This is a genomic window from Aliicoccus persicus, from assembly GCF_900110815.1.
GTDB classification, from domain to species: domain Bacteria; phylum Bacillota; class Bacilli; order Staphylococcales; family Salinicoccaceae; genus Aliicoccus; species Aliicoccus persicus.
In genome coordinates this window covers 57,187-80,085 of sequence record NZ_FOIT01000004.1, presented here as the reverse complement: position 1 = coordinate 80,085, position 22,899 = coordinate 57,187, and the positions used below count along the sequence as shown (strand labels likewise).

Annotated in this window: 16 protein-coding genes and 1 other annotated feature; of the genes, 3 read left to right on the top strand and 13 right to left on the bottom strand. The window is 40.5% G+C overall.

The annotated features are described in order from the left end of the window. Positions 1-128: 128 nt before the first annotated feature. Genes BMW30_RS07155 through BMW30_RS07145 form a run of 3 tightly spaced genes read left to right on the top strand, consistent with a single transcriptional unit; the run spans position 129 to position 3,638 of the window. Entirely contained in the window at positions 129-1,292 is a 1,164-nt protein-coding gene (locus BMW30_RS07155; protein WP_091475281.1) for a M20 metallopeptidase family protein, read from the top strand. Further along, positions 1,283-2,476 (top strand): amidohydrolase, encoded by a 1,194-nt coding sequence (locus tag BMW30_RS07150; protein ID WP_091475279.1) that lies wholly within the window; start codon positions 1,283-1,285, stop codon positions 2,474-2,476. Before BMW30_RS07155 ends, BMW30_RS07150 begins: the two co-directional genes overlap by 10 nt. Continuing rightward, positions 2,466-3,638, top strand: a complete 1,173-nt coding sequence (locus tag BMW30_RS07145; protein ID WP_091475277.1) for an amidohydrolase — start codon at positions 2,466-2,468, stop codon at positions 3,636-3,638. The genes BMW30_RS07150 and BMW30_RS07145 overlap by 11 nt, the downstream gene beginning before the upstream one ends. Before the next feature lie 458 nt (positions 3,639-4,096). Here BMW30_RS07145 and BMW30_RS07140 read toward each other — a convergent pair whose 3' ends face one another. The 13 genes from BMW30_RS07140 to rplK all read right to left on the bottom strand — a co-directional run bounded on the left by BMW30_RS07140 (position 4,097) and on the right by rplK (position 22,774). Then, positions 4,097-5,074 (bottom strand): alpha/beta hydrolase, encoded by a 978-nt coding sequence (locus BMW30_RS07140; protein WP_091475275.1) that lies wholly within the window; start codon positions 5,072-5,074, stop codon positions 4,097-4,099. 187 nt (positions 5,075-5,261) lie between these two features. Continuing rightward, complete coding sequence (locus BMW30_RS07135; protein ID WP_180366255.1) at positions 5,262-7,478, bottom strand: Rib/alpha-like domain-containing protein; 2,217 nt, start codon at positions 7,476-7,478, stop codon at positions 5,262-5,264. Between the two features lie 213 nt (positions 7,479-7,691). Then, positions 7,692-8,879 (bottom strand): elongation factor Tu, encoded by a 1,188-nt coding sequence (gene tuf / locus BMW30_RS07130; protein WP_091475272.1) that lies wholly within the window; start codon positions 8,877-8,879, stop codon positions 7,692-7,694. Positions 8,880-9,003: 124 nt separating this feature from the next. Continuing rightward, positions 9,004-11,085, bottom strand: a complete 2,082-nt coding sequence (gene fusA / locus BMW30_RS07125) for an elongation factor G (RefSeq protein WP_091475270.1) — start codon at positions 11,083-11,085, stop codon at positions 9,004-9,006. Positions 11,086-11,145: 60 nt separating this feature from the next. Beyond that, complete coding sequence (gene rpsG / locus BMW30_RS07120; RefSeq protein ID WP_091475268.1) at positions 11,146-11,616, bottom strand: 30S ribosomal protein S7; 471 nt, start codon at positions 11,614-11,616, stop codon at positions 11,146-11,148. Between the two features lie 41 nt (positions 11,617-11,657). Further along, positions 11,658-12,071, bottom strand: coding sequence for a 30S ribosomal protein S12 (rpsL, locus tag BMW30_RS07115; protein WP_091475266.1), 414 nt, complete (start codon positions 12,069-12,071; stop codon positions 11,658-11,660). Positions 12,072-12,287: 216 nt separating this feature from the next. Beyond that, entirely contained in the window at positions 12,288-15,929 is a 3,642-nt protein-coding gene (gene rpoC / locus BMW30_RS07110) for a DNA-directed RNA polymerase subunit beta' (RefSeq protein ID WP_091475264.1), read from the bottom strand. 29 nt (positions 15,930-15,958) lie between these two features. Next, the gene (gene rpoB, locus BMW30_RS07105) at positions 15,959-19,504 is read right to left on the bottom strand and encodes a DNA-directed RNA polymerase subunit beta (protein ID WP_091475262.1); all 3,546 of its coding nucleotides are present in this window, start codon (positions 19,502-19,504) and stop codon (positions 15,959-15,961) included. Between the two features lie 252 nt (positions 19,505-19,756). Then, positions 19,757-20,338 (bottom strand): class I SAM-dependent methyltransferase, encoded by a 582-nt coding sequence (locus BMW30_RS07100; protein ID WP_091475260.1) that lies wholly within the window; start codon positions 20,336-20,338, stop codon positions 19,757-19,759. 114 nt (positions 20,339-20,452) lie between these two features. Then, positions 20,453-20,812: a 50S ribosomal protein L7/L12 gene (gene rplL / locus BMW30_RS07095; protein ID WP_091475258.1), complete on the bottom strand. Its 360-nt coding sequence runs from the start codon at positions 20,810-20,812 to the stop codon at positions 20,453-20,455. A gap of 56 nt (positions 20,813-20,868) precedes the next feature. Further along, positions 20,869-21,369, bottom strand: coding sequence for a 50S ribosomal protein L10 (rplJ, locus tag BMW30_RS07090; RefSeq protein WP_091475256.1), 501 nt, complete (start codon positions 21,367-21,369; stop codon positions 20,869-20,871). A gap of 25 nt (positions 21,370-21,394) precedes the next feature. Further along, positions 21,395-21,538, bottom strand: a sequence feature (ribosomal protein L10 leader region). Between the two features lie 40 nt (positions 21,539-21,578). Further along, positions 21,579-22,280, bottom strand: a complete 702-nt coding sequence (rplA, locus tag BMW30_RS07085; RefSeq protein WP_091475255.1) for a 50S ribosomal protein L1 — start codon at positions 22,278-22,280, stop codon at positions 21,579-21,581. Positions 22,281-22,348: 68 nt separating this feature from the next. Next, entirely contained in the window at positions 22,349-22,774 is a 426-nt protein-coding gene (gene rplK / locus BMW30_RS07080; RefSeq protein ID WP_091475253.1) for a 50S ribosomal protein L11, read from the bottom strand. Positions 22,775-22,899: the final 125 nt, after the last annotated feature.

Genomic DNA, 22,899 nt, shown 5'->3' with positions numbered 1-22,899 from the left:
ATTAATCCTCCTTATAAATGTATGCTCACTTATTTTATCATATTTCTATTATATAAACTAAAGTGTTTGCAACTAACAAACATTCAGAATATTTGGTAATATAAACACATTGAGAGGAGAGATATAACATGAAAACCATTGCAACAGACTACCTACAACAGATGATCGATGTCAGAAGACATTTACATATGTATCCTGAAAAATCCTTTGAAGCATATGAAACACAGCAATACATATTGAAACAACTTGAACGTTACGAAGATATAGAAATCATCTCTCCCATTGGCGACACGCTAAGCATCTTAGCTACAATCGGTACTAAAAAACCGCATATCGCATTCCGTGCAGATTTTGATGCACTGCCAATTCCTGATGAGAAAGATGTTCTATATCGTTCTAAAAATGATGGCTTCTCTCACGCGTGTGGGCACGATGCGCACACTGCAACACTACTCGGCCTTGTTGATGCCGTCTATGCCAATAGAGATAAATTGAATGGCACTGTGTCCTTTATCTTCCAAGATAGTGAAGAGCTACTGCCAGGCAGTGCGAAACGCATCGTTGAGAGCGGTGTGCTCAAAGATGTTGATAAGGTGTACGGTCAACACTATTGGAGTCAGATCGACTTAAATACAGTTGAAGTCTGTGAAGGCGAACTGATTTCTTCCCCGGATTCATTTAATATTACGATTGTTGGTTCGGGCGGACATGCTGCCTATCCGCATACGACGGTGGACCCGATCGTCATTGCGAGTGAAGTAATCATCAGTTTACAATCGATTATTTCTCGTCAATTATCTCCACTCGATAAAGCGGTCTTTTCATTCGGTGCCGTTGAAGGTGGAAATGCATTTAACGTCATACCTGGTAAAGTGTCCATCAGAGGAACGACCCGTTCATTCGATAAAGAAATATCAAATAAAGTAAAAGACATTGTAGAACGTGAGTGTAAATATATTGCTGAGAAGCGCGGTGCAAAAGCTGAAGTCGATTATGTCCAAGGTTTCCCTGCGGTCATCAACCATGCGAATGAAGCAGAAGTTGTTAGACAAGCCGTTGAAAGTGTTGAACTTAATTATAAGGAAGCAACACCGCTCATGATTGGTGAAGATTTTTCTTACTATATAAATGAAATCCCAGGGGCATTTTTCCTCACTGGCTCTAGAAGTGATGAGGCTACTGGCTATGCGCACCACTCTTCAACGTTCGATATCGATGAGCGCGCAATGTTAAATGGTCTGAGCTTATTTATGAAAATTCTTGAAAATGAAGGAGTAGTTGAATGGAATTAAAAGAAATTGAACGACTCGCCGAACGAGAGTATCCGAATACTGTAAAATGGCGTCGCCACTTCCATATATACCCAGAACTTAGTTTTCAGGAAGTACAAACACCAGGCTATATCGCCCAATTTTTAAGAGAACTTGGCCTCGATGTAAGAGAAGGCGTTGGTGGACGAGGTGTAGTCGGTAAATTAATTGTCGATGAATCATTACCAACTGTTGCACTCCGTGCGGACTTTGATGCCCTCCCCATTCAAGATGAAAAAGAAGCATCATATAAATCAACAGTACCCGGTGTTATGCACGCCTGTGGACACGATGCTCATACAGCAATCGTTATGACAGCAGCAAAGATACTAACGGAACAAAAAGATACACTCAAAGGAAATGTCGTCTTTATCTTCCAACATGCAGAAGAAGTCGATCCAGGTGGTGCCATCCAAATGATTCGTGACGGTTGTCTCGATGGCGTTGACGCGATTTTCGGTCAACACGTATCATCAAGTCTAGATGTCGGTACAATTGGTGTTCGATATGGTATAGCAACTGCGATGCCAGATGACTTCACAGTAACGATTAATGGACGCGGTTCACATGCGTCTAAACCACATGTAGCGATAGACCCAGTTGCCGCTGCCATTTCATTTTGTAATCAAATGCAATACATCGTCACGCGACGCAGCGACCCAATGGAAAATGTCGTTTTATCGATTACGATGTTCAACGGTGGGACCCAACACAACGTCATTCCAGATAAAGTCGTTGTTGGTGGGACAATTCGTACGTTCAATCAGGAAACACAAGCAGTGATGATCGCAGAATTAAATCGCTGTCTAAAAGGACTCGCTGCAATTACTGGTATTACATATGACCTCGACTACTTGCGCGGTTACCCACCCGTCGTCAATGAAGAAACAACGACACGAATGGTGCACGAGTTAGCGTCAAAAGCAAGTAAAGTAACGGATGTTAAACTGCTTTCACCAGAACTTGGTGGAGAGGACTTCTCATACTACTTACAACGTGTCAAAGGCACGTTCTTTAATACCGGTGTCCGTAACCCAAACTTTAAAGCGGACTACCCACATCACCATTCAAAATTTGATATCGACGAACACGGCATGATCAATGCTGTCAGCCTTTTAGTCGGTGCTGTGTACAACTATTGTGAGGAGGCAGAGCATGAATCTTAAAGAAGAAATCAATGCAATCTATGACGATATGGTCGGCATTAGACGCCATATGCATATGTACCCAGAGCTATCATTCCAAGAAGAAAATACGAAGCGCTATATATATGATCAAATCAAAGACTTGGATCTCGATATTACACGGGACTTTGGAGGAAACGGTATCGTCGCGAGACTTCATGTGAGCGATGACCTACCAACAGTCGCACTGCGTGCTGACTTTGATGCTCTGCCAATCCAAGATGAAAAAGATGTGCCCTATCGCTCAAAAAAACCAGGCGTCATGCACGCGTGTGGTCATGATGGCCACACTGCGATGTTGATTGGGGCAGAGAAAATATTAACTGCTCACAAAGATAAACTACCGGTCAACGTTGTCTTTATCCACCAACATGCGGAAGAAAACTTACCAGGCGGTGCGATCGGCATGGTAAAAGCCGGTGTGATGGAAGGCGTAGATGCAGTATTTGGACTGCACTTGGCGAGCCATCTACCGACCGGTTCAATAGGTTACGTGCGAGGTTTTACACAAGCGAATGCGGACTCATTCTCTATCGAGGTGAAAGGCAAAGGCGGGCATGGTGCAGAACCGCATAGAAATAATGATGCTATTGTTGCGGCTGCACATTTAATTCAACAAATTCAAACCATTACATCACGTAATGTAGATCCGTTGAAATCAGCCGTTATTTCCGTTGGACAGTTCAAAGGCGGCTCTGCATTTAACGTCATGCCATCCGCTGTTCATGTGAACGGGACAGCACGTACATTCGAGCCCGATGTCAGAGAACTTGTGTCGCGTCGATTGGAAGAAGTTTGTGAAGGCGTGGGTAAAAGTTTTGATGTAGAGTATGACATCAACTTTCATTATGGTTATCCATCGATGAAAAATGACTTAGATATTCTTGATTATTCATTAGAAGTCGTGAGTCGTGATGTTTCATTTGTCGGAGAATTAATAGAAAGAGAACCGAAAATGGGTGGCGAAGACTTCGCTTACTATGCACAAGAAGCACCCGGTGCATTCTTAATGCTCGGTACCGGAAATGCAGAACTTGGCACAGACTACCCACACCACCATGAGATGTTCGACATGGATGAAGAAGGCTTAAAAGCAGGCGTAGAAATGTTTGTGAAGTTCGTGATGAATTTTGGTAAGAGGTAGGTATTGTGTCTGTTTGAGGGACTATGAGATGAGCTCACGGTCTCGAAAACGGATTTGACGGACTATGAGATCTACTCACGGTCCCGAAATGGATTTGACGGACTATGAGATTGGCTCACGGTCCCGCAAAAAGATTTGACGGACTGTGAGATTGGCTCACGGTCCCGAAAACGGATTTGACGGACTATGAGATTGGCTCACGGTCCCGCAAAAAGATTTGACGGACTGTGAGATGTGTTCACGGTCTCGAAAAAAGATTTGACGGACTGTGAGATGAGCTCATGGGCTCGCAAAAAGATTTGACAGACTATGAGATTGGCTCACGGTCCCGGAAATGGTTTTAACTGACTGTGAGATAAGCTCACGGACTCGCAAATCATTTTACGTGCCAATGAAAACTGCTCACAGACACAAAAAAGCTGGACATTTGTCCAGCTTTCTCTATTTTCTTAAAAATGTTAATAAACATTCTCTAAAAACTCAAAAACTACTTCATAATATCGTTCTTCATCAATATATTTAGATTCAGAGTGCCCCGCATTTTCAAAGATCTCAATTTGTTTCTCACCATCAGATTTGGCTTCAAAGATTTCATGTGCCATTTCAACTGGAATAAAGTCATCCGTCTCACTATGTATCAACAACATTGGAATCTCACTTTCTGCCACCCCGTCTATTGCTTTTCCATCATTTTTAAATGAGTAACCAGCACGGAATCTCGCCATTATATCTGCCATATCTAGCACAGGAAATGTCGGTAAACCAAATCGGTGAGATAACTCAGACTCATAAACGCCCCAAATTGTGCTAAATCCAGCATCGATAATAAACCCTCTAACTTCATCTGGTAAATCCTCATCACCCACAGCATTCATCACTGTCGCTGCACCCATCGAAGTACCATGGTACACGATTGATGTATCATCATAGTTGTCTACAATATACTCAGTCCATCCAATTAAATCTTGCGCATCTAAGTACCCCATACCAATGAACTCACCTTCACTTTCACCGTGAGCACGTAAATCATATGTCAACACGTTGTAGCCTTGGTCATAGAAATAGGGAGCTGAAGTAACGGAATTCATTTCGCTTGCCTTATAACCGTGCACGATAAAGACCCATTCATCGACGTCATCATGAGTATATGTATGTCCGTGAAGTTCATATCCATCTTCTGTAGTTATAGATACTTCTTCTTTTTCTGTCTCAATAAACCACGATTGTGCACGTGCTTCTTGAGATTCTCTAGCTCGCTCAATAATTTCTAAATTTTCAACACCAATCTCTTCTATAAACTCTTCGTTTGTTTCTCGATTGTCACCCTCACCATCGGCAACTAGTGCAAAATTCACGAAATAATTACCTACTAAAATTGTTGCCACAACTAATATTACAATTATGATTCCAAATATAATCGATAACTTCTTGACCAACTGATCACTCCTCAATCAAACTTCACTTCTTCTATATTCTATACTTAGTGTATTAAATGGTCTAGCTGAACAAAAAATCCAGACCATAATTGGCCTGGATCAATATCATATTATTTTTGCAAAAAGTGTAGACCCACCAAGGTATACAATTAATCTTAAACTCACTCAATGGCTAGTTCTTGAACGATCACTTTCCATTAAAGAACTTTTTGGCTTGACCTGGAGGTAAAACTGACACAGGCACTGTTATATTTTGAGTTGAGCCATCTTCAAATCTAACCACTGCTTCAACCTCATAATTTTGTGGTGTGCGTATTCTATCTAAACTTGAAGTAATCTCTACTGTATAATCGCCGTCGTAATTTGGAATTGTTACTGCCTTTACAATGTCCTCCTCTGTCACAGCTGGTGACTTCGGTGATTTGAACCCTTTGTAAATATGATCTACTTCAACTTCGTAAACTTCCGCATCGTCCTCATCTGGTTGTACATCAATTTGGAATGTATTAAGTGTTAATCTCTCACCATCGACAAGGATTCGGATAAGTGTGAATTTAGTATCTTCACTGAAATACTTGTCTATGATGTCTTCTTCAGAATGATATGCTTGCCCCCATTCTGCTGTTACTTCCATATCATACTGTGCATAGAATGCACGAATATCATCCATGTTCACGATATAATCTTCTGGATTAGGTAGTTCGTCACCATAGTTTAATACTTCTGCTGTAGGATTTTCTACAATTTGTGTTCTTGGACCCATTCCTAACACAGTCACTGGAACAACAATGTTTTTCGTAGATCCATCTTCAAACGTGACAAGTGCTTCAACTGCATGTTCACGATTAATCATCGCTCCTGGAAGACTTGATGTGCTTTCAATTGTATAAGTACCTTCATAATCTGGAATTGATACAGCATTTACAATATCTTCTTCAGTCGTCGCTGATCTGAACATCTTATACACGTGATCAATTTCAACTTCATACTGTTCAGCATCTGGTACTTCTTCTGGTTGTACATCGATATGGAATGTATTGAGCGTTAATCTCTCACCATCGACAAGGATACGAATTAGTGTAAATTTAGTATCTTCGCTGAAATATTTGTCAATGATGTCTTCTTCAGAATGATATGCTTGACCCCATTCTGCTGTTACTTCCATATCATACTGTGCATAGAATGCACGAATATCATCCATGTTCACGATATAATCTTCTGGATTAGGTAGTTCGTCACCATAATTTAATGCTTCTGCTGTAGGATTTTCTACAATTTGTGTTCTTGGACCCATATCTAACACTGTTACTGGAACAATAATTTCCTTCGTAGATCCATCTTCAAAAGTGACGAGCGCTTCGACTTTATGTTCACGATTAATCATCGCACCTGGTAGACTTGATGTGCTTTCTACTGTGTACGTACCTTCGTAATCAGGAATTGATACAGCATTTACAATATCTTCTTCAGTCGTCGCTGATCTGAACATCTTATACACATGATCAATTTCAACTTCATACTGTTCAGCGTCTGGTACTTCAACTTCTTGTACATCGATTTGGAATGTTTTAAGTGTTAATCGTTCGCCATCTACAAGAATCCGAATTAGTGTGAATTTAGTATCTTCACTGAAATATTTGTCGATTTTTTCTTCTTCAGAATGATAGGCCTGTCCCCAAACTGCAGTCACTTCCATATCATATTGTGCATAGAATGCGCGGATTTCATCCATGTTCACGATATAATCTTCTGGATTTGGTAATTCATCCCCATGATTTAATACATCTACTGTAGGATTTTCTACTATTTGAGTGCTTGGACCCATTCCTAACACAGTCACTGGAACAACAATGTTTTTCATAGATCCATCTTCAAACGTGACAAGCGCTTCAACTGCATGTTCACGATTAATCATCGCTCCTGGAAGACTTGATGTGCTTTCAATTGTATAAGTACCTTCATAATCTGGAATTGATACAGCATTTACAATATCTTCTTCTGTCGTAGCTGATCTAAACATTTTGTACACGTGAGACACATTTGGTTCATACTGTTCTGCATCTGGTACATCTTCTTGTTGTTGTTCTACTTCTTGTTGAACTTCAACCTCTTCAACTACTGTTTCCTCTACTTCAGGTACACCAGCTTCTTCTACTTCTTCACTAGATTCAACTTCAATCTCTTCTGAAATATCTTCTACTTGTTCTTCAACAATTTCTTCTGATACGATTTCTTCATCACTTTCAATATGTATATCTTCTAGTTGACCCTCTAACGTCTCATCAACAACTTCTTCTGACAATACATTTTGAGTCACACCGATAGTTACTAATGAACCAATAAGAACGGAACCAACACCAACATTAAACTTTCGAATTGAGAACTTTTGTTTTTTATTATTCAAGATAGATCCTCCTAGTATTAATAAACACGCACTCTGAAGTTTATCATAAGATTATTAATAAAGTTTAAATATATTGTAAATATATTTGATGAGAAATTTTAGATACAAATATTTCCATGATATTTGAAAAAATTTCAACTATGTCCTAACTATTTTTCTTCATAAAAAAATCACCCGCTAATCATATGATCAACGAGTGATTTAAAAATTTAATTATTTTTCGATTGAAGTTACAACGCCTGAACCTACAGTACGTCCACCTTCACGAATTGAGAAACGAGTTCCTTCTTCAATTGCGATTGGTGAAATTAATTCGATTTTAAGTTCAACGTTATCACCAGGCATTACCATTTCAGTTCCTTCTGGTAAATGAACGATACCCGTTACATCCGTTGTACGGAAGTAGAACTGTGGACGGTAGTTTGTGAAGAATGGCGTATGACGGCCACCCTCTTCTTTTGATAATACGTAAACTTCTGCAGAGAAGTGTGTATGTGGTGTAATTGTACCAGGCTTAGCTAATACTTGACCACGGTTGATGTCTTCACGTGCAACACCACGTAATAAAGCACCAATGTTGTCACCAGCTTCAGCATAATCTAATAATTTACGGAACATTTCTACACCAGTAACAGTTGTTTTAGAAGACTGTTCAGTTAAACCGATGATTTCAATTTCGTCACCCACTGAAACTTTTCCACGCTCAACACGTCCTGTAGCAACTGTACCACGACCAGTGATTGAGAATACGTCTTCAACTGGCATCATGAATGGCTTGTCAGACTCACGTTCTGGAGTTGGGATGTACTCATCCACTGCAGCCATTAATTCTAAGATTTTCTCTTCGTATTCAGGTACACCTTCAAGTGCTTTAAGTGCAGAACCTGCGATTACTGGAATGTCGTCGCCAGGAAAGTCATACTCAGAAAGTAATTCACGAACTTCCATTTCAACTAATTCTAATAATTCTTCATCGTCAACCATGTCAACTTTGTTTAAGAATACAACTAATGCTGGAACACCAACGTTACGTGAAAGCAAGATGTGCTCACGTGTTTGTGGCATTGGACCATCAGCAGCAGATACTACTAAGATACCACCGTCCATTTGTGCAGCACCAGTGATCATGTTTTTAACATAGTCAGCGTGACCTGGGCAGTCAACGTGTGCATAGTGACGTGTTTCAGTTTCGTACTCGATGTGAGACGTGTTGATTGTAATTCCACGCTCTTTTTCTTCTGGCGCGTTGTCGATCATGTCGTAAGACTGAGCTGAACCCTCTCCATGTTTAGATAATACAGTTGCGATTGCAGCTGTTAATGTAGTTTTACCATGGTCAACGTGTCCGATTGTACCGATATTCGCATGCGTTTTCGAACGGTCAAATTTTTCTTTTGCCATTTTAATATACTCTCCCTTAAGATAAGTTTTTAATATTTAATATTAGGCAGAACCTAGGCCCCACCTAAGTTAATACTATAAATTATTTATAAATCATTTATTGCTAAAAATCAAGATTACAGGATTATTCACCTTTGTTTTTCTTGATGATTTCTTCAGAAATTGACTTAGGTACTTCTTCGTAGTGATCAAATGCCATTGTGTAAGTTCCACGACCTTGAGTATTTGAACGTAGTGATGTTGCATATCCAAACATTTCAGAAAGTGGTACAAACGCATTAACAACTTGAGCATTACCACGAGCACCCATTCCGTCTACACGGCCACGGCGACTTGTAACGTCACCCATGATGTCTCCCATGTATTCTTCTGGCATAACGATTTCAACTTTCATCATTGGCTCTAAAATAACTGGTTCACAAACTTTTGCTGCTTCTCTTAATGCAAGTGATGCAGCGATCTTGAACGCCATTTCAGATGAGTCAACGTCATGGTATGAACCGTCAAATAATTTCGCTTTAATGTCTACCATTGGGTATCCAGCAAGAACACCTTTCTCCATTGAATCGATTAAACCAGCTTCAACTGAAGGAATGTATTCACGTGGAACAACACCACCGACGATTGCATTTTCGAATTCGAAACCAGCACCTTGTTCGTTCGGAGTGAATTCGATATGAACGTCACCGTACTGACCTTTACCACCAGACTGACGAGAGAATTTACCTTGTACTGATGCAGACTGTTTAAACGTTTCACGGTAAGATACCATCGGAGCACCAACGTTACATTCTACTTTGAATTCACGCTTCATACGGTCAACAAGTACATCTAGGTGTAATTCACCCATACCACCGATAATAACTTGTCCAGTTTCTTTATCTGTCCGTGCAGTGAAAGTCGGGTCTTCTTCTTGTAACTTAACAAGTGCGTTTGTCATCTTATCTTGGTCACCTTTTGATTTCGGTTCTACTGATAAGTGAATAACTGGTTCAGGGAATTCCATAGATTCTAAGATAACTTTATTCTTCTCATCTGTTAATGTGTCACCTGTACCTGTATCTTTAAGACCGACTGCAGCAGCGATATCTCCTGCGTACACTGTAGGAATTTCTTCACGACTGTTGGCATGCATCTGTAAGATACGTCCAACACGCTCACGTTTATCTTTTGTTGTGTTTTGTACATATGAACCTGATTCAAGATGACCAGAGTACACACGGAAGAAAGTCAATTTCCCAACGAATGGATCTGTCATAACTTTGAATGCTAATGCCGCGAATGGTTCTGAATCATCTGGTTTAGCAATAATCTCTTCATCAGGATTATCTGCTTTGTGGCCGACGATTGGCTTAACATCTAATGGAGATGGTAAGTAGTCAATGACTGCATTTAATAATAACTGAACCCCTTTGTTCTTAAATGCTGTACCACACATTACCGGATAAAATTCAACATCAACAGTTGCTTGACGGATTGCCGCTTTCAACTCATCGATTGAAATTTCTTCTCCACCAAGGTATTTGTCCATTAATTCTTCGTTAACATCTGCAACACCTTCAACTAAGCCTTCACGCATTTCTTCAGCTTTCTCACGGTATTCCTCTGGAATTTCAATCTCTTCGATTTCTGTTCCTAAGTCATTCCCGTAGCTGTATGCCTTCATTTCGACTAAATCGATGATACCATTGAACTGATCTTCAGCACCGATCGGTAACTGAATTGGGTGAGCATTTGCCATAAGTCTTTCACGAAGTGTGCCTAGAGAATATTCGAAATCAGCACCAGTCTTATCCATTTTGTTAATGAATACGATACGTGGTACGCCATATGTCGTTGCTTGTCTCCAAACCGTTTCAGTTTGAGGTTCTACACCTGATTGAGCATCAAGTACTGTTACTGCACCATCAAGTACACGTAATGAACGTTCAACTTCAACTGTGAAGTCTACGTGGCCCGGCGTATCGATGATGTTAACTCTGTGCTCTAACCATTGTGCAGTTGTTGCAGCTGATGTGATTGTGATACCACGCTCTTGCTCCTGCTCCATCCAGTCCATCTGAGATGCACCTTCGTGAGTTTCTCCAAGTTTGTGAATACGACCTGTGTAATAAAGAATACGTTCTGTCGTTGTCGTTTTACCAGCATCAATGTGAGCCATGATACCGATGTTACGCGTTTTTTCTAACGAGAATTCTCTTGCCATTGGGATTGTTTCTCCTTCCAAGGAATAGGTTAAAATTCAATTGCTAAATACAGATTACTATTACCAACGGTAATGTGCAAACGCTCTGTTAGCTTCAGCCATTTTGTGTACATCTTCACGTCTTTTAACAGCACCACCAGTGTTGTTAGCAGCGTCAAGAATTTCGTTTGCTAAACGTTCTACCATTGTCTTTTCCCCACGCAGACGCGCGTAGTTTACAAGCCAACGAAGTCCTAAAGTTGTACGACGTTCTGGACGAACTTCAACTGGTACTTGGTAGTTAGAACCACCGACACGGCGTGCTTTAACTTCAAGTACTGGCATGATGTTATTGATTGCTTCTTCAAAAACTTCCATTGAATTTCTTCCTGAACGCTCTTCTACTAAATCAAATGCAGAATATAAAATCTTTTGTGATGTACCACGCTTACCATCAACCATCATTTTGTTGATTAATTTAGTGATCAATTTTGAATTGTGAATCGGATCTGGTAATACATCTCTTTTAGCTACTGGACCTTTACGAGGCATACAAGTTCCTCCTTCCTCATGATTATCTTTTTAAAATACGATTAGTTTTTAGGTTTTTTAGTTCCGTATAATGAACGGCCTTGACGACGTGTTTCAACACCTGAAGTATCTAGTGCACCACGTACAACATGGTAACGTACCCCAGCTAAGTCTTTTGCACGTCCACCACGAATAAGTACAACTGAGTGCTCTTGTAAGTTGTGACCAATTCCTGGGATATATGCATTCACTTCAACGTTATTAGAAAGTCTCACACGCGCATATTTACGTAAAGCTGAGTTCGGCTTTCTTGGTGTCATCGTACCAACACGAGTACAAACACCACGTTTTTGAGGCGCATTTTCATGAGTCACTTGTTTCTTTAAAGAGTTAAATCCTCTGTTTAATGCAGGAGATTTAGATTTCGTATCTTTAGTTCCACGAGGTTTTCTGATTAATTGGTTAATAGTAGGCATTATGGTCCTCCTCCCTTTTCTTAATACCACACTTCCGGGTGGTTCATTTTTAAACAATAAAAAATGTGTAAGAATAATTCTTACAAGTGATCGTACTTCAAATGAGACTTTGCTCATAATAAAGTAACCTTAATAATAATACCATCACAGACCTATGATGTCAACAAATCATTGAGAAAAAATTCCAAGCAAAGTGCTTGGAATTTTTCTGTTGTATTAGTTTTCGTTAAACAACGGTGTTTCTTCAATTTGCTCTTCTGCAACAGTTGGATCCTCAATATAGTCGACATCGATATCAACATCTCTATATCTCGCCATACCTGTACCTGCTGGGATGAGCTTACCGATGATGACATTCTCTTTCAAGCCGAGTAAGTCATCGCGCTTACCTTTGATTGCCGCTTCAGTAAGTACGCGTGTCGTCTCTTGGAAACTTGCAGCGGATAAGAAGCTCTCTGTTTCAAGTGACGCTTTCGTAATACCGAGCAAGACAGGACTCGCTGTTGCTGGTCGTTTACGTTTCTTAAAGATCGCGCGGTTCGCATCTGTGAATGCGTGGATATCAACGAGTGCACCTGGCAATAACGTCGTATCTCCTGCATCGATGATACGTACTTTACGTAACATTTGACGGACCATTACTTCGACGTGCTTGTCGTCGATCTCAACACCCTGCATACGGTATACTTTTTGAACTTCTTTTAATAGATATTCTTGTGTGCGATCAAGTCCGGCAACTGCAAGCAATTCTTTCGGTTCGATCGAACCTTCTGTCAAGCGTTCACCTGGTGTGACTTCATCCCCAACTTCAACGAGTAATCGTGCTGCAGCTGGCACAAGATAAGTTCTTGTCTCTTGCTCGCTGACAATTTTAATTTCTTGCTGTCTATCTTTAACAAGTTCGATTTCTGATACTTGACCACGAACTTCTGAAATAATCGCTTGACCTTTCGGATTACGCGCTTCGAATAATTCCTGAATACGCGGTAAACCTTGAGTAATATCACTACCTGCAACCCCACCTGTGTGGAATGTACGCATCGTTAACTGTGTACCAGGCTCACCGATTGATTGTGCTGCAATTGTACCAACTGCCTCACCCACTTCAACCTTTTCACCTGTTGCAAGGTTTTTACCATAACAGCGTTCACAAACACCATGACGTGTGTTACATGTAAATGCCGAACGGATGACAACGCCTTCGATTCCAGCGTTCACAATTTCTTTGGCCATCTCTTGTGTGATCAACTCATTTGCTTTAACGATTACTTCATCTGTTTCTGGATGTTTGACTTCTTCTTTTGAATAACGTCCTTCAAGACGTGCAATCAGCGGTTCGATTAGCTCTGAACCTTCTGTAATTGCCTCAACATAAAGTCCTTTATCTGTACCGCAATCTTTTTCACGTACGATAACATCTTGTGCAACGTCAACAAGTCGACGTGTTAAGTAACCTGAGTCCGCTGTTTTCAGTGCTGTATCGGCAAGACCTTTACGCGCACCGTGCGTCGAGATAAAGTACTCGAGTACTGTTAATCCTTCACGGAAGCTTGATTTGATCGGTAACTCGATGATTTGACCACCCGGGTTGGCCATCAATCCACGCATACCTGCAAGCTGTGTAAAGTTTGATGCGTTACCTCGGGCACCTGAATCACTCATCATGTAGATTGGGTTAACTTTATCTAATGATTTCATCAACTTGACTTGAATCTCATCTTTGGCTGTTGTCCATAGGTCAATGACATTCGCGTATCGCTCATCTTCAGTAATTAAACCACGCTCATACTGTTTTTGAACTTTTTCAACTTTCTCTTCAGTTGAGTTAATGATTTCTTGTTTATCTGGTAGTACAACGATGTCAGATACACCAACGGTAATACCCGCTTTAGATGAATATTTAAATCCTAAATCTTTCATCAAGTCGAGCATGACTGAAGTTTCAGTAATATGGAATTTATTAAATACTTCAGCGATGATCTGTCCGAGGTACTTCTTGTTGAATGGATCAACGAGTTCAGCCTCTTTTAATATACCTTTTAGACCATGCTCTCCAACTTCTCCCATGCTATAGAAATACTTATCTGGTGTTGCCACCTCAAGATTTTCTTTCGTCGGTTCATTTAAGTATGGGAATGAAGGTGGCATAATCTCGTTAAAGATAACTTTACCAACTGTCGTAACAAGCACTTTGTTTCTATGCTCGTCTTTGACTTTCTGTGCTTCAAAACCATTTGTATGAAGACCAATACGCGTGTGTAAGTCGACAAAACCATTCGTGTAAGCCATGACCACTTCATTCATATCTTTGAAGACGTGACCTTCGTTGCGCTCACCTTCACGCTCAAGCGTTAAGTAATAGTTACCAAGTACCATATCCTGAGATGGTGTAACGACTGGCTTACCATCTTTCGGGTTCAAGATATTCTGAGCAGCGAGCATTAACATGCGTGCCTCAGCTTGCGCCTCTTTAGATAAAGGTACGTGAACAGCCATTTGGTCACCGTCAAAGTCTGCGTTGTAAGCAGTCGTTACGAGTGGGTGCAGTCGAATTGCACGACCCTCAACAAGTACTGCTTCGAAACTTTGAATACCTAATCTGTGGAGCGTTGGTGCACGGTTTAATAGTACTGGATGTTCTTTGATGACATCTTCTAATACATCCCAGACGTCATCTTCCATACGCTCAATCTTACCTTTTGCATTTTTAATGTTCGTTGCACTTTCACGTGCGACCAATTCTTTCATGACGAACGGTTTAAACAGTTCAAGTGCCATCTCTTTTGGAAGACCACACTGGTACATCTTCAAGTTTGGACCAACGACGATAACCGAACGACCGGAATAGTCAACACGCTTACCGAGTAAGTTTTGACGGAATCGACCTTGCTTACCTTTTAACATGTGTGACAAAGATTTTAACGGACGGTTACCCGGTCCAGTTACCGGACGACCACGACGACCGTTATCAATCAGGGCATCGACAGCTTCTTGTAACATACGCTTCTCGTTTTGAACGATGATGCCTGGTGCACCGAGGTCTAGTAAACGTTTCAGACGGTTGTTACGGTTGATGACACGACGGTATAAATCATTTAAGTCACTCGTTGCGAAACGTCCACCATCAAGCTGAACCATCGGACGAATTTCCGGTGGAATAATCGGTAATACGTCAAGGACCATCCATGATGGTTCGTTACCAGAATTTCTGAATGACTCTACGACTTCAAGACGTTTGATCGCACGTGTTAGACGTTGACCTGTCGCAGTTTCAAGTTCGCTTCGAAGTAATTTTAATTCTTCTTCTAAATCAACTTGATCGAGTAGATCTTTAATTGCTTCAGCACCCATTTTAGCGACGAAGTCATTGCCGAACTTATCTTTGTATTCACGATATTCACGTTCAGTTAACAACTGCTTCTTCTCTAATCCAGAAGCACCTGGCTTGATGACTGTATAAGATGCGAAATAAATGATTTCTTCCAACGAACGTGGTGACATATCAAGGAGTAATCCCATGCGTGATGGGATACCCTTGAAATACCAAATGTGCGATACAGGTGCTGCGAGTTCAATATGACCCATGCGTTCACGACGAACTTTTGCACGTGTCACTTGTACACCACAGCGCTGACATACTTGGTTGCGGTGTTTCACACGCTTATACTTACCACACGCACATTCCCAGTCTTTTGTTGGACCGAAAATCTTTTCACAGAACAAGCCATCCTTTTCTGGCTTCAGCGTTCTATAGTTAATCGTTTCAGGTTTCTTCACTTCACCTTTTGACCAGTTACGAATCATCTGAGATGACGCCAGACCAATTTTCATATATTTAAATCTATTTACATCTATCAATGCTTGTTCCTCCCTAATATTGACGGAGATTAATTTAACTCTTCAGTGATACTAACGTCAGTCGGTACCTCTTCGTCTGTTGAAATTTCAACTTCACTTGGCTCAATATCTTCAGGGTCACGAAGAATAATTTCTTTATCATTTTCATCCATAATATTGACGTCTAATCCTAAGCTTTGAAGCTCTTTCATCAATACGCGGAATGATTCTGGAACACCTGGTTGTGGAACGTTTTCACCTTTAACAATTGCCTCATATGTTTTCACACGACCGACAGTGTCGTCTGATTTAACTGTTAAGATCTCTTGTAATGTATATGCAGCACCATATGCTTCAAGTGCCCATACTTCCATCTCACCGAAGCGCTGACCACCGAATTGTGCTTTACCACCAAGTGGCTGTTGCGTAACGAGTGAGTATGGTCCAGTTGAACGCGCATGGAGTTTATCGTCTACCATGTGAGCGAGTTTCAACATGTACATTACGCCGACAGAAATACGGTTTTCAAACGGCTCACCTGTACGACCATCATATAGGACAGTTTTACCATCGCGTGCTAAACCTGCTTCTTCCATCGTGTTCCAAACATCTTCTTCATTTGCACCATCGAATACTGGCGATGCCATGCGCACGCCTAAGCTGCGCGACGCCATACCCAAGTGCATTTCTAATACCTGACCGATATTCATACGCGACGGCACCCCAAGTGGGTTTAACATCACGTCTACCGGCGTACCATCTGGTAAGTACGGCATATCTTCTTCAGGTAAAATTCTTGAGATAACACCTTTGTTACCGTGACGACCACACATCTTATCCCCAACAGAAATCTTTCTCTTCTGAACGATGTAAACACGTACGAGTTGGTTTACACCTGGAGATAACTCGTCACCATCTTCACGATTGAAGACTTTAACGTCTAGGACGATACCGCCTGCACCGTGTGGTACACGGAGTGATGTATCGCGCACTTCACGTGCTTTCTCACCGAAAATGGCATGTAATAAGCGTTCTTCGGCTGTTAATTCAGTAACACCTTTAGGTGTTACTTTACCAACTAAGATGTCGCCATCTTTAACTTCAGCACCTGTGAACACGATACCGCGATCATCCAGTTGCTTCGTCGCATTTTCAGAAACATTCGGGATATCACGTGTAATCTCTTCTGGTCCAAGTTTAGTATCACGAGACTCTGATTCGTATTCTTCAATATGAATCGATGTATATACATCATCTTTAACTAATCGTTCGCTCATGATTACAGCATCTTCATAGTTGTAACCGTCCCAAGTCATGAATGCAACAACTGGGTTACGACCGAGTGCCATTTCCCCTTGTTCCATTGACGGACCATCGGCTAAAATTTCTTTCTTATCAACCGTGTCACCTTTTGAGACAATTGGTTTTTGGTTATAACATGTTCCAGAGTTAGAACGTACGAATTTCGATAATTTGTAAACATCAAGTTCTGTTTCTACTTCTTTACCATTACGCTTTTCTAAACGACGCACGCGAATTTCTTTTGCCTCAACGTGTTCAACAATTCCACGATGTTGTGCAATGACAGCAGCACCAGAATCACGCGCTGCGATGTGTTCCATACCTGTACCGACAAGCGGTGCTTCTGGGATCAACAACGGCACAGCTTGACGTTGCATGTTTGCACCCATCAGTGCACGGTTCGCATCGTCATTCTCTAAGAATGGGATACAAGCTGTCGCAGCTGACACGACTTGTTTTGGCGAAACATCCATGTAGTCCATGCGTTCTCTCGGCATCTTCGTGTTGTTACCTCGGAAGCGACAGATAATTTCATCATTAACAAAATTGCCATCTTCATCTAAGATTGCGTTTGCCTGTGCAACAACATAGTTGTCTTCTTCGTCCGAAGTCAGATAATCAATCTCATTTGTCACGCGATTCGTTTCAGGATCGACACGACGATACGGCGTTTCAATGAAACCGAAGTCGTTTACTCTCGCGAAACTTGATAACGTATTGATCAGTCCGATGTTTGGACCCTCCGGCGTTTCAATTGGACACATACGGCCGTAGTGTGAGTAGTGTACATCTCGCACTTCCATACCTGCACGTTCACGCGTTAAACCACCTGGCCCTAATGCAGATAGACGACGCTTATGCGTTAATTCTGCAAGTGGGTTGGTCTGATCCATGAACTGTGATAACTGAGACGATCCAAAGAATTCTTTAATCGAAGCAATTACAGGACGGATGTTAATCAATTGTTGCGGTGTGAATGAATCTGTATCTTGGATTGTCATACGCTCACGCACAACACGTTCCATACGAGAAAGACCAATTCTGAATTGGTTTTGTAACAATTCACCGACAGAGCGCAAACGTCTGTTACCTAAGTGGTCGATATCATCTGTATGTCCAACACCATAGAGTAAGTTAAAGAAATAACTCATTGATGCGATGATATCTGAAGGCGTAATTGACTTCATCTCTAAGTCAGGGAATGCGTTTCCGATGATGACTGTTGTTTTATCTTCTTCGTTTTGTGCTTTTACTTTAATTGATTGAACTTCTACCGGTTCGTCAAGAAGTCCTTTTTCTAAGTGGTAAGTTTGCAGATTTGCAGTTGATTCTAATTGTTCTAAAATATCATCGAGTGTACGACGGTCGATTGTAGATCCTTCTTCAGCGATAATTTCGCCAGTTTCAGTATCAACAATATTCTCTGCTAACACTTGGTTGAATAATCTGTTTTTCAAATGTAACTTCTTGTTCATTTTGTAACGTCCTACTGACGCTAAGTCATAGCGTTTCGGATCGAAAAATCTAGAGTGTAGTAAGTTACGTGCGTTATCTACCGTCGGTGGCTCACCTGGACGAAGTCGCTCGTAAATTTCAAGAAGTGCTTGATCCACAGTTTCAGTCGAATCCTTATCCAATGTGTTACGCACATATTCATTATCACCAAGTATATTGATGATATCTTGGTCCGTATCAAACCCCAGTGCACGTAACAATACGGTAATTGGTAATTTACGCGTGCGGTCAATACGTACATATACGATGTCTTTTGCATCGATCTCATACTCTAACCACGCACCACGATTCGGGATGATTGTTGCGCCATAGCCAAGTTTTCCATTCTTCTCGATTTTTTCTGAATAGTAAACGGAAGGGCTTCGTACAAGCTGTGAAACGATAACACGCTCTGCACCATTGATAATAAACGTACCTTTGTCCGTCATCAGTGGGAAGTCACCCATGAATACTTCTTGCTCTTTAACTTCACCTGTCTCTTTAATTACTAATCTAACTTTCACACGTAATGGAGCAGAATACGTTGCATCATGGTTTTTTGCTTCATCTTCGTCATACTTCGGTTCACCTAACTTGTAATCCACAAATTCAAGCGATAAATTTCCAGCAAAGTTTTCAACCGGCGAAATGTCTCTAAACATTTCAAGTAGACCTTTTTCTAAAAACCATTCGTAAGAGTTCGTTTGGATTTCGATCAAGTTAGGTAGCTCTAACTTCTCTTCAATCCTTGCGTAGCTTCTGCGTTTAGCGTGCTTTCCATATTGAATCATTTGACTCATCGACAGATCCACCCCTAAAAAATTTTCAGTAAAACACTTGTGGTAATATATTGTGGGTAAGAAAAAAGACAAAAAGAAAACGGAATCATGCTATCACCACGAACCCCATTTTCTATTAAATTACAATATATACGCACAATCCTCCAACATATACTCTAAAAAATTGCATACGCATCGGAATTATATTTTTACATTCTATAACTATATCATCTTCCATTTGTCAAGTCAATTATCAAAACTTACTCATTTTGATTATTTTTTTGCCGATAAAATATAGTAACCTTTTGATTTTGCAAGAACAGAAACATTCCCAAACTTCGCATCAATTGCTTTCTTGTATGAAGGCATGCCTTGCTTTTTTTGCACGACCATATAAAACAATCCATTTTCATTCAGGCGATTAAAGCCATCTTCAATAATCTCAAGTACGACAGGCTTGCCCGCTCTAAACGGTGGATTCGTAACATATAGATCAGTTGTAATTTTGGATGCGTTAAAATCGTCACGCACCATCGTCGTTATAGAATTGTTTTTATCGTTTTTGTTTGTGAGTTCCAATGCATTGATATTTACATCGACTGCTGTCCCCCGAATCTTAAGCTGATCGGCGAGCACAATGGATATCACACCATAACCTGAACCCATATCGATAAAATTCTCCGCCACCGGTTGTTCACCCAGTATTGTTTCAATCAACAGATTTGTTCCAAAATCTACGCCACTACGTGAAAACACTCCGGCATCAGTTGTGAACATATAAGACTGATTATTCATATCGTATGTAATCGTTTGATACTCATGTTCATGTGCATCATTTGTAAAGTAATGAGGCATCATTCGTCCCTCTTTCTTATTATGATTGAAAAGACAAAATCAAAAGGTTATATATGTTTATAATAAGAAAAAGGCCGGAGCACTCAGCTCTGGCCTTTTGGCAAAAGGCAGAAATTATTTTAATTCTACTTTTGCTCCAACTTCTTCTAATTTTTCTTTTACTTCGTTAGCTTCAGCTTCTGGTAAAGCTTCTTTGATAACTTTTGGTGCTTCGTCAACTAATGCTTTCGCTTCTTTCAAGCCAAGGCCAGTTACTTCACGAACAACTTTAATAACTTTGATCTTAGATGCTCCTGCATCAACTAATTCTACGTCGAAGTCTGTTTTCTCTTCAACAGCAGCTTCTCCGCCACCTGCAGCAGCAACTGGTGCAGCAGCAGTAACACCAAATTCTTCTTCAATAGCTTTAACTAAATCGTTTAATTCTAAAACTGACATTTCTTTAATCATTTCAATGATTTTCTCGTTTGACATGTCTATTTCCTCCATTAATTTTATAATTTTTTTACGCGATAAATCCTAAGTGGCAATTAACCTTCAGCATTTTCTTTTTCTTCACCGATTGCTTTAACTGCATAAGCGAAGTTGCGAACTGGCGCTTGTAATACTGATAATAGCATTGATACAAGACCGTCTTTTGATGGTAATGTAGCGATTGCTTTAACGTCTTCAACTGGTGCATAAACACCTTCGAGAACACCTGCTTTAATTTCTAAAGCTTCGTGATCTTTCGAGAATGTGTGAAGCACTTTAGCTGGTGCAATGACATCTGATTCACAGAATGCAATCGCGTTTGGACCCGTTAAGAATTCGTTTAACTCAGTTAAACCTGCGTTCTCAACAGCACGGCGCGTTAAAGTATTTTTGTATACTTTGAAATCTACGCCGTTATCACGCAATTGTTTACGTAAATCAGTCACTTCAGAAACTGTAAGTCCACGGTAGTCAACAACGACGACTGACATAGAGTTCTTTAGTTTGTCTGTAATCTCTTGAACAACTTGTTCTTTAGCATTTCTAATCTCTGACACTGTAACACCTCCATAATGATAGTTCGGTGCAATAAAAAAAGCACCTTTTACCCGTGGCAAAAAGTGCTTGAAATAGATATTTAAATATCTCCGCTCAAGTCTTTACATGCCTCGGTAGGATGATTAAGCATTACGCCCCTACTGTCTTAGGTAATATAAATCACATTCGTCATAATATCATGCATATGACGAATGTGTCAATATTTATTTTATAATGCTGCTCTTACTTCGCTTAAGTCTACTTTAATTCCTGGACCCATCGTTGTAGAAAGTGTCACTGATTTGAAGTATACCCCTTTAGATGAAGCTGGTTTTGCTTTAGCAAGCTGTTCATTTAATGCACGGAAGTTTTCAACTAACTTATCTGCATCAAATGATACTTTACCAATGGCTGAATGTACGATACCTGCTTTTTCAGCACGGTATTCAACTTTACCTGCTTTGATTTCTTCAACTGCTTTCGCAACATCCATTGTAACCGTTCCTGTCTTAGGGTTAGGCATTAAACCTTTCGGTCCTAATACACGACCTAAACGACCAACTTGGCCCATCATGTCAGGTGTTGCAACGATAACGTCGAAATCAAACCATCCATCATTAATTTTAGAAATAAGTTCTTGCTCGCCTACAAAATCTGCACCTGCATCTTCTGCTTCTTTAGCTTTTTCACCTTTAGCGAATACTAATACACGTTGTGTTTTACCAGTACCGTTTGGCAATACCATCGCACCGCGGATTTGCTGGTCATTTTTACGCGTATCAATACCTAGGCGGAATGCTACTTCAACTGAAGCGTCGAAGTTAACAGTGCTTGTTTCTTTAGCAAGTTTGATCGCTTCTTCTACAGAGTAGACTTGTTCTGGATCGAACTTAGCTAAAGCTTCTTTATACTTCTTACTTAACTTAGCCATTTAAAATTCCTCCTTGTGGTTTTAGCGGGTAATCCTCCCACGAAATGTATCTAATACGTTTTATATTATTATTTGTCTACTGTGAAGCCCATGCTGCGTGCTGTACCTTCGACCATTCTCATAGCCGCTTCTACGTCTGCTGCATTTAGATCTTCCATCTTAGACTCAGCAATTTCACGTACTTGTGCTTCAGTTACTGTTGCAACTTTGTTTTTGTTTGGTTCGCCAGATCCTTTATCGACACCGGCAGCTTTTTTAAGTAATACTGCAGCTGGTGGTGTTTTTGTGATGAAAGTAAATGAACGGTCTTCAAACACTGAAATTTCAACAGGGATAATTAAACCTGCTTGTTCTTGTGTTTTCGCGTTGAACTCTTTACAGAACCCCATGATATTAATACCCGCTTGCCCTAATGCTGGACCAACCGGTGGCGCTGGATTCGCCTTACCTGCAGGAATCTGTAACTTAACAATATTAATCACTTTTTTAGCCACGATTCGCACCTCCTAGATTATCGTGATGTGGTCATATGGATGCTGATATTTCATCCTCCCACTCATTATCTGTCGTGTAAAAACACAAAAGATAGTTGGAAAATTCCAACTATCACATGTTATCA

Bases quoted from the DNA above. Each gene is read 5' to 3' on its own strand.
- tuf (WP_091475272.1), bottom strand. From the start codon at position 8,879: ATGGCAAAAGAAAAATTTGACCGTTCGAAAACGCATGCGAATATCGGT.
- rplL (WP_091475258.1), bottom strand. From the start codon at position 20,812: ATGTCAAACGAGAAAATCATTGAAATGATTAAAGAAATGTCAGTTTTA.
- BMW30_RS07100 (WP_091475260.1), bottom strand. From the start codon at position 20,338: ATGCCTCATTACTTTACAAATGATGCACATGAACATGAGTATCAAACG.
- BMW30_RS07155 (WP_091475281.1), top strand. From the start codon at position 129: ATGAAAACCATTGCAACAGACTACCTACAACAGATGATCGATGTCAGA.
- fusA (WP_091475270.1), bottom strand. From the start codon at position 11,085: ATGGCAAGAGAATTCTCGTTAGAAAAAACGCGTAACATCGGTATCATG.
- rpsL (WP_091475266.1), bottom strand. From the start codon at position 12,071: ATGCCTACTATTAACCAATTAATCAGAAAACCTCGTGGAACTAAAGAT.
- BMW30_RS07145 (WP_091475277.1), top strand. From the start codon at position 2,466: ATGAATCTTAAAGAAGAAATCAATGCAATCTATGACGATATGGTCGGC.
- rpoB (WP_091475262.1), bottom strand. From the start codon at position 19,504: ATGAGTCAAATGATTCAATATGGAAAGCACGCTAAACGCAGAAGCTAC.
- rplA (WP_091475255.1), bottom strand. From the start codon at position 22,280: ATGGCTAAGTTAAGTAAGAAGTATAAAGAAGCTTTAGCTAAGTTCGAT.
- BMW30_RS07150 (WP_091475279.1), top strand. From the start codon at position 1,283: ATGGAATTAAAAGAAATTGAACGACTCGCCGAACGAGAGTATCCGAAT.
- rpsG (WP_091475268.1), bottom strand. From the start codon at position 11,616: ATGCCTCGTAAAGGTCCAGTAGCTAAAAGAGATGTATTACCAGATCCG.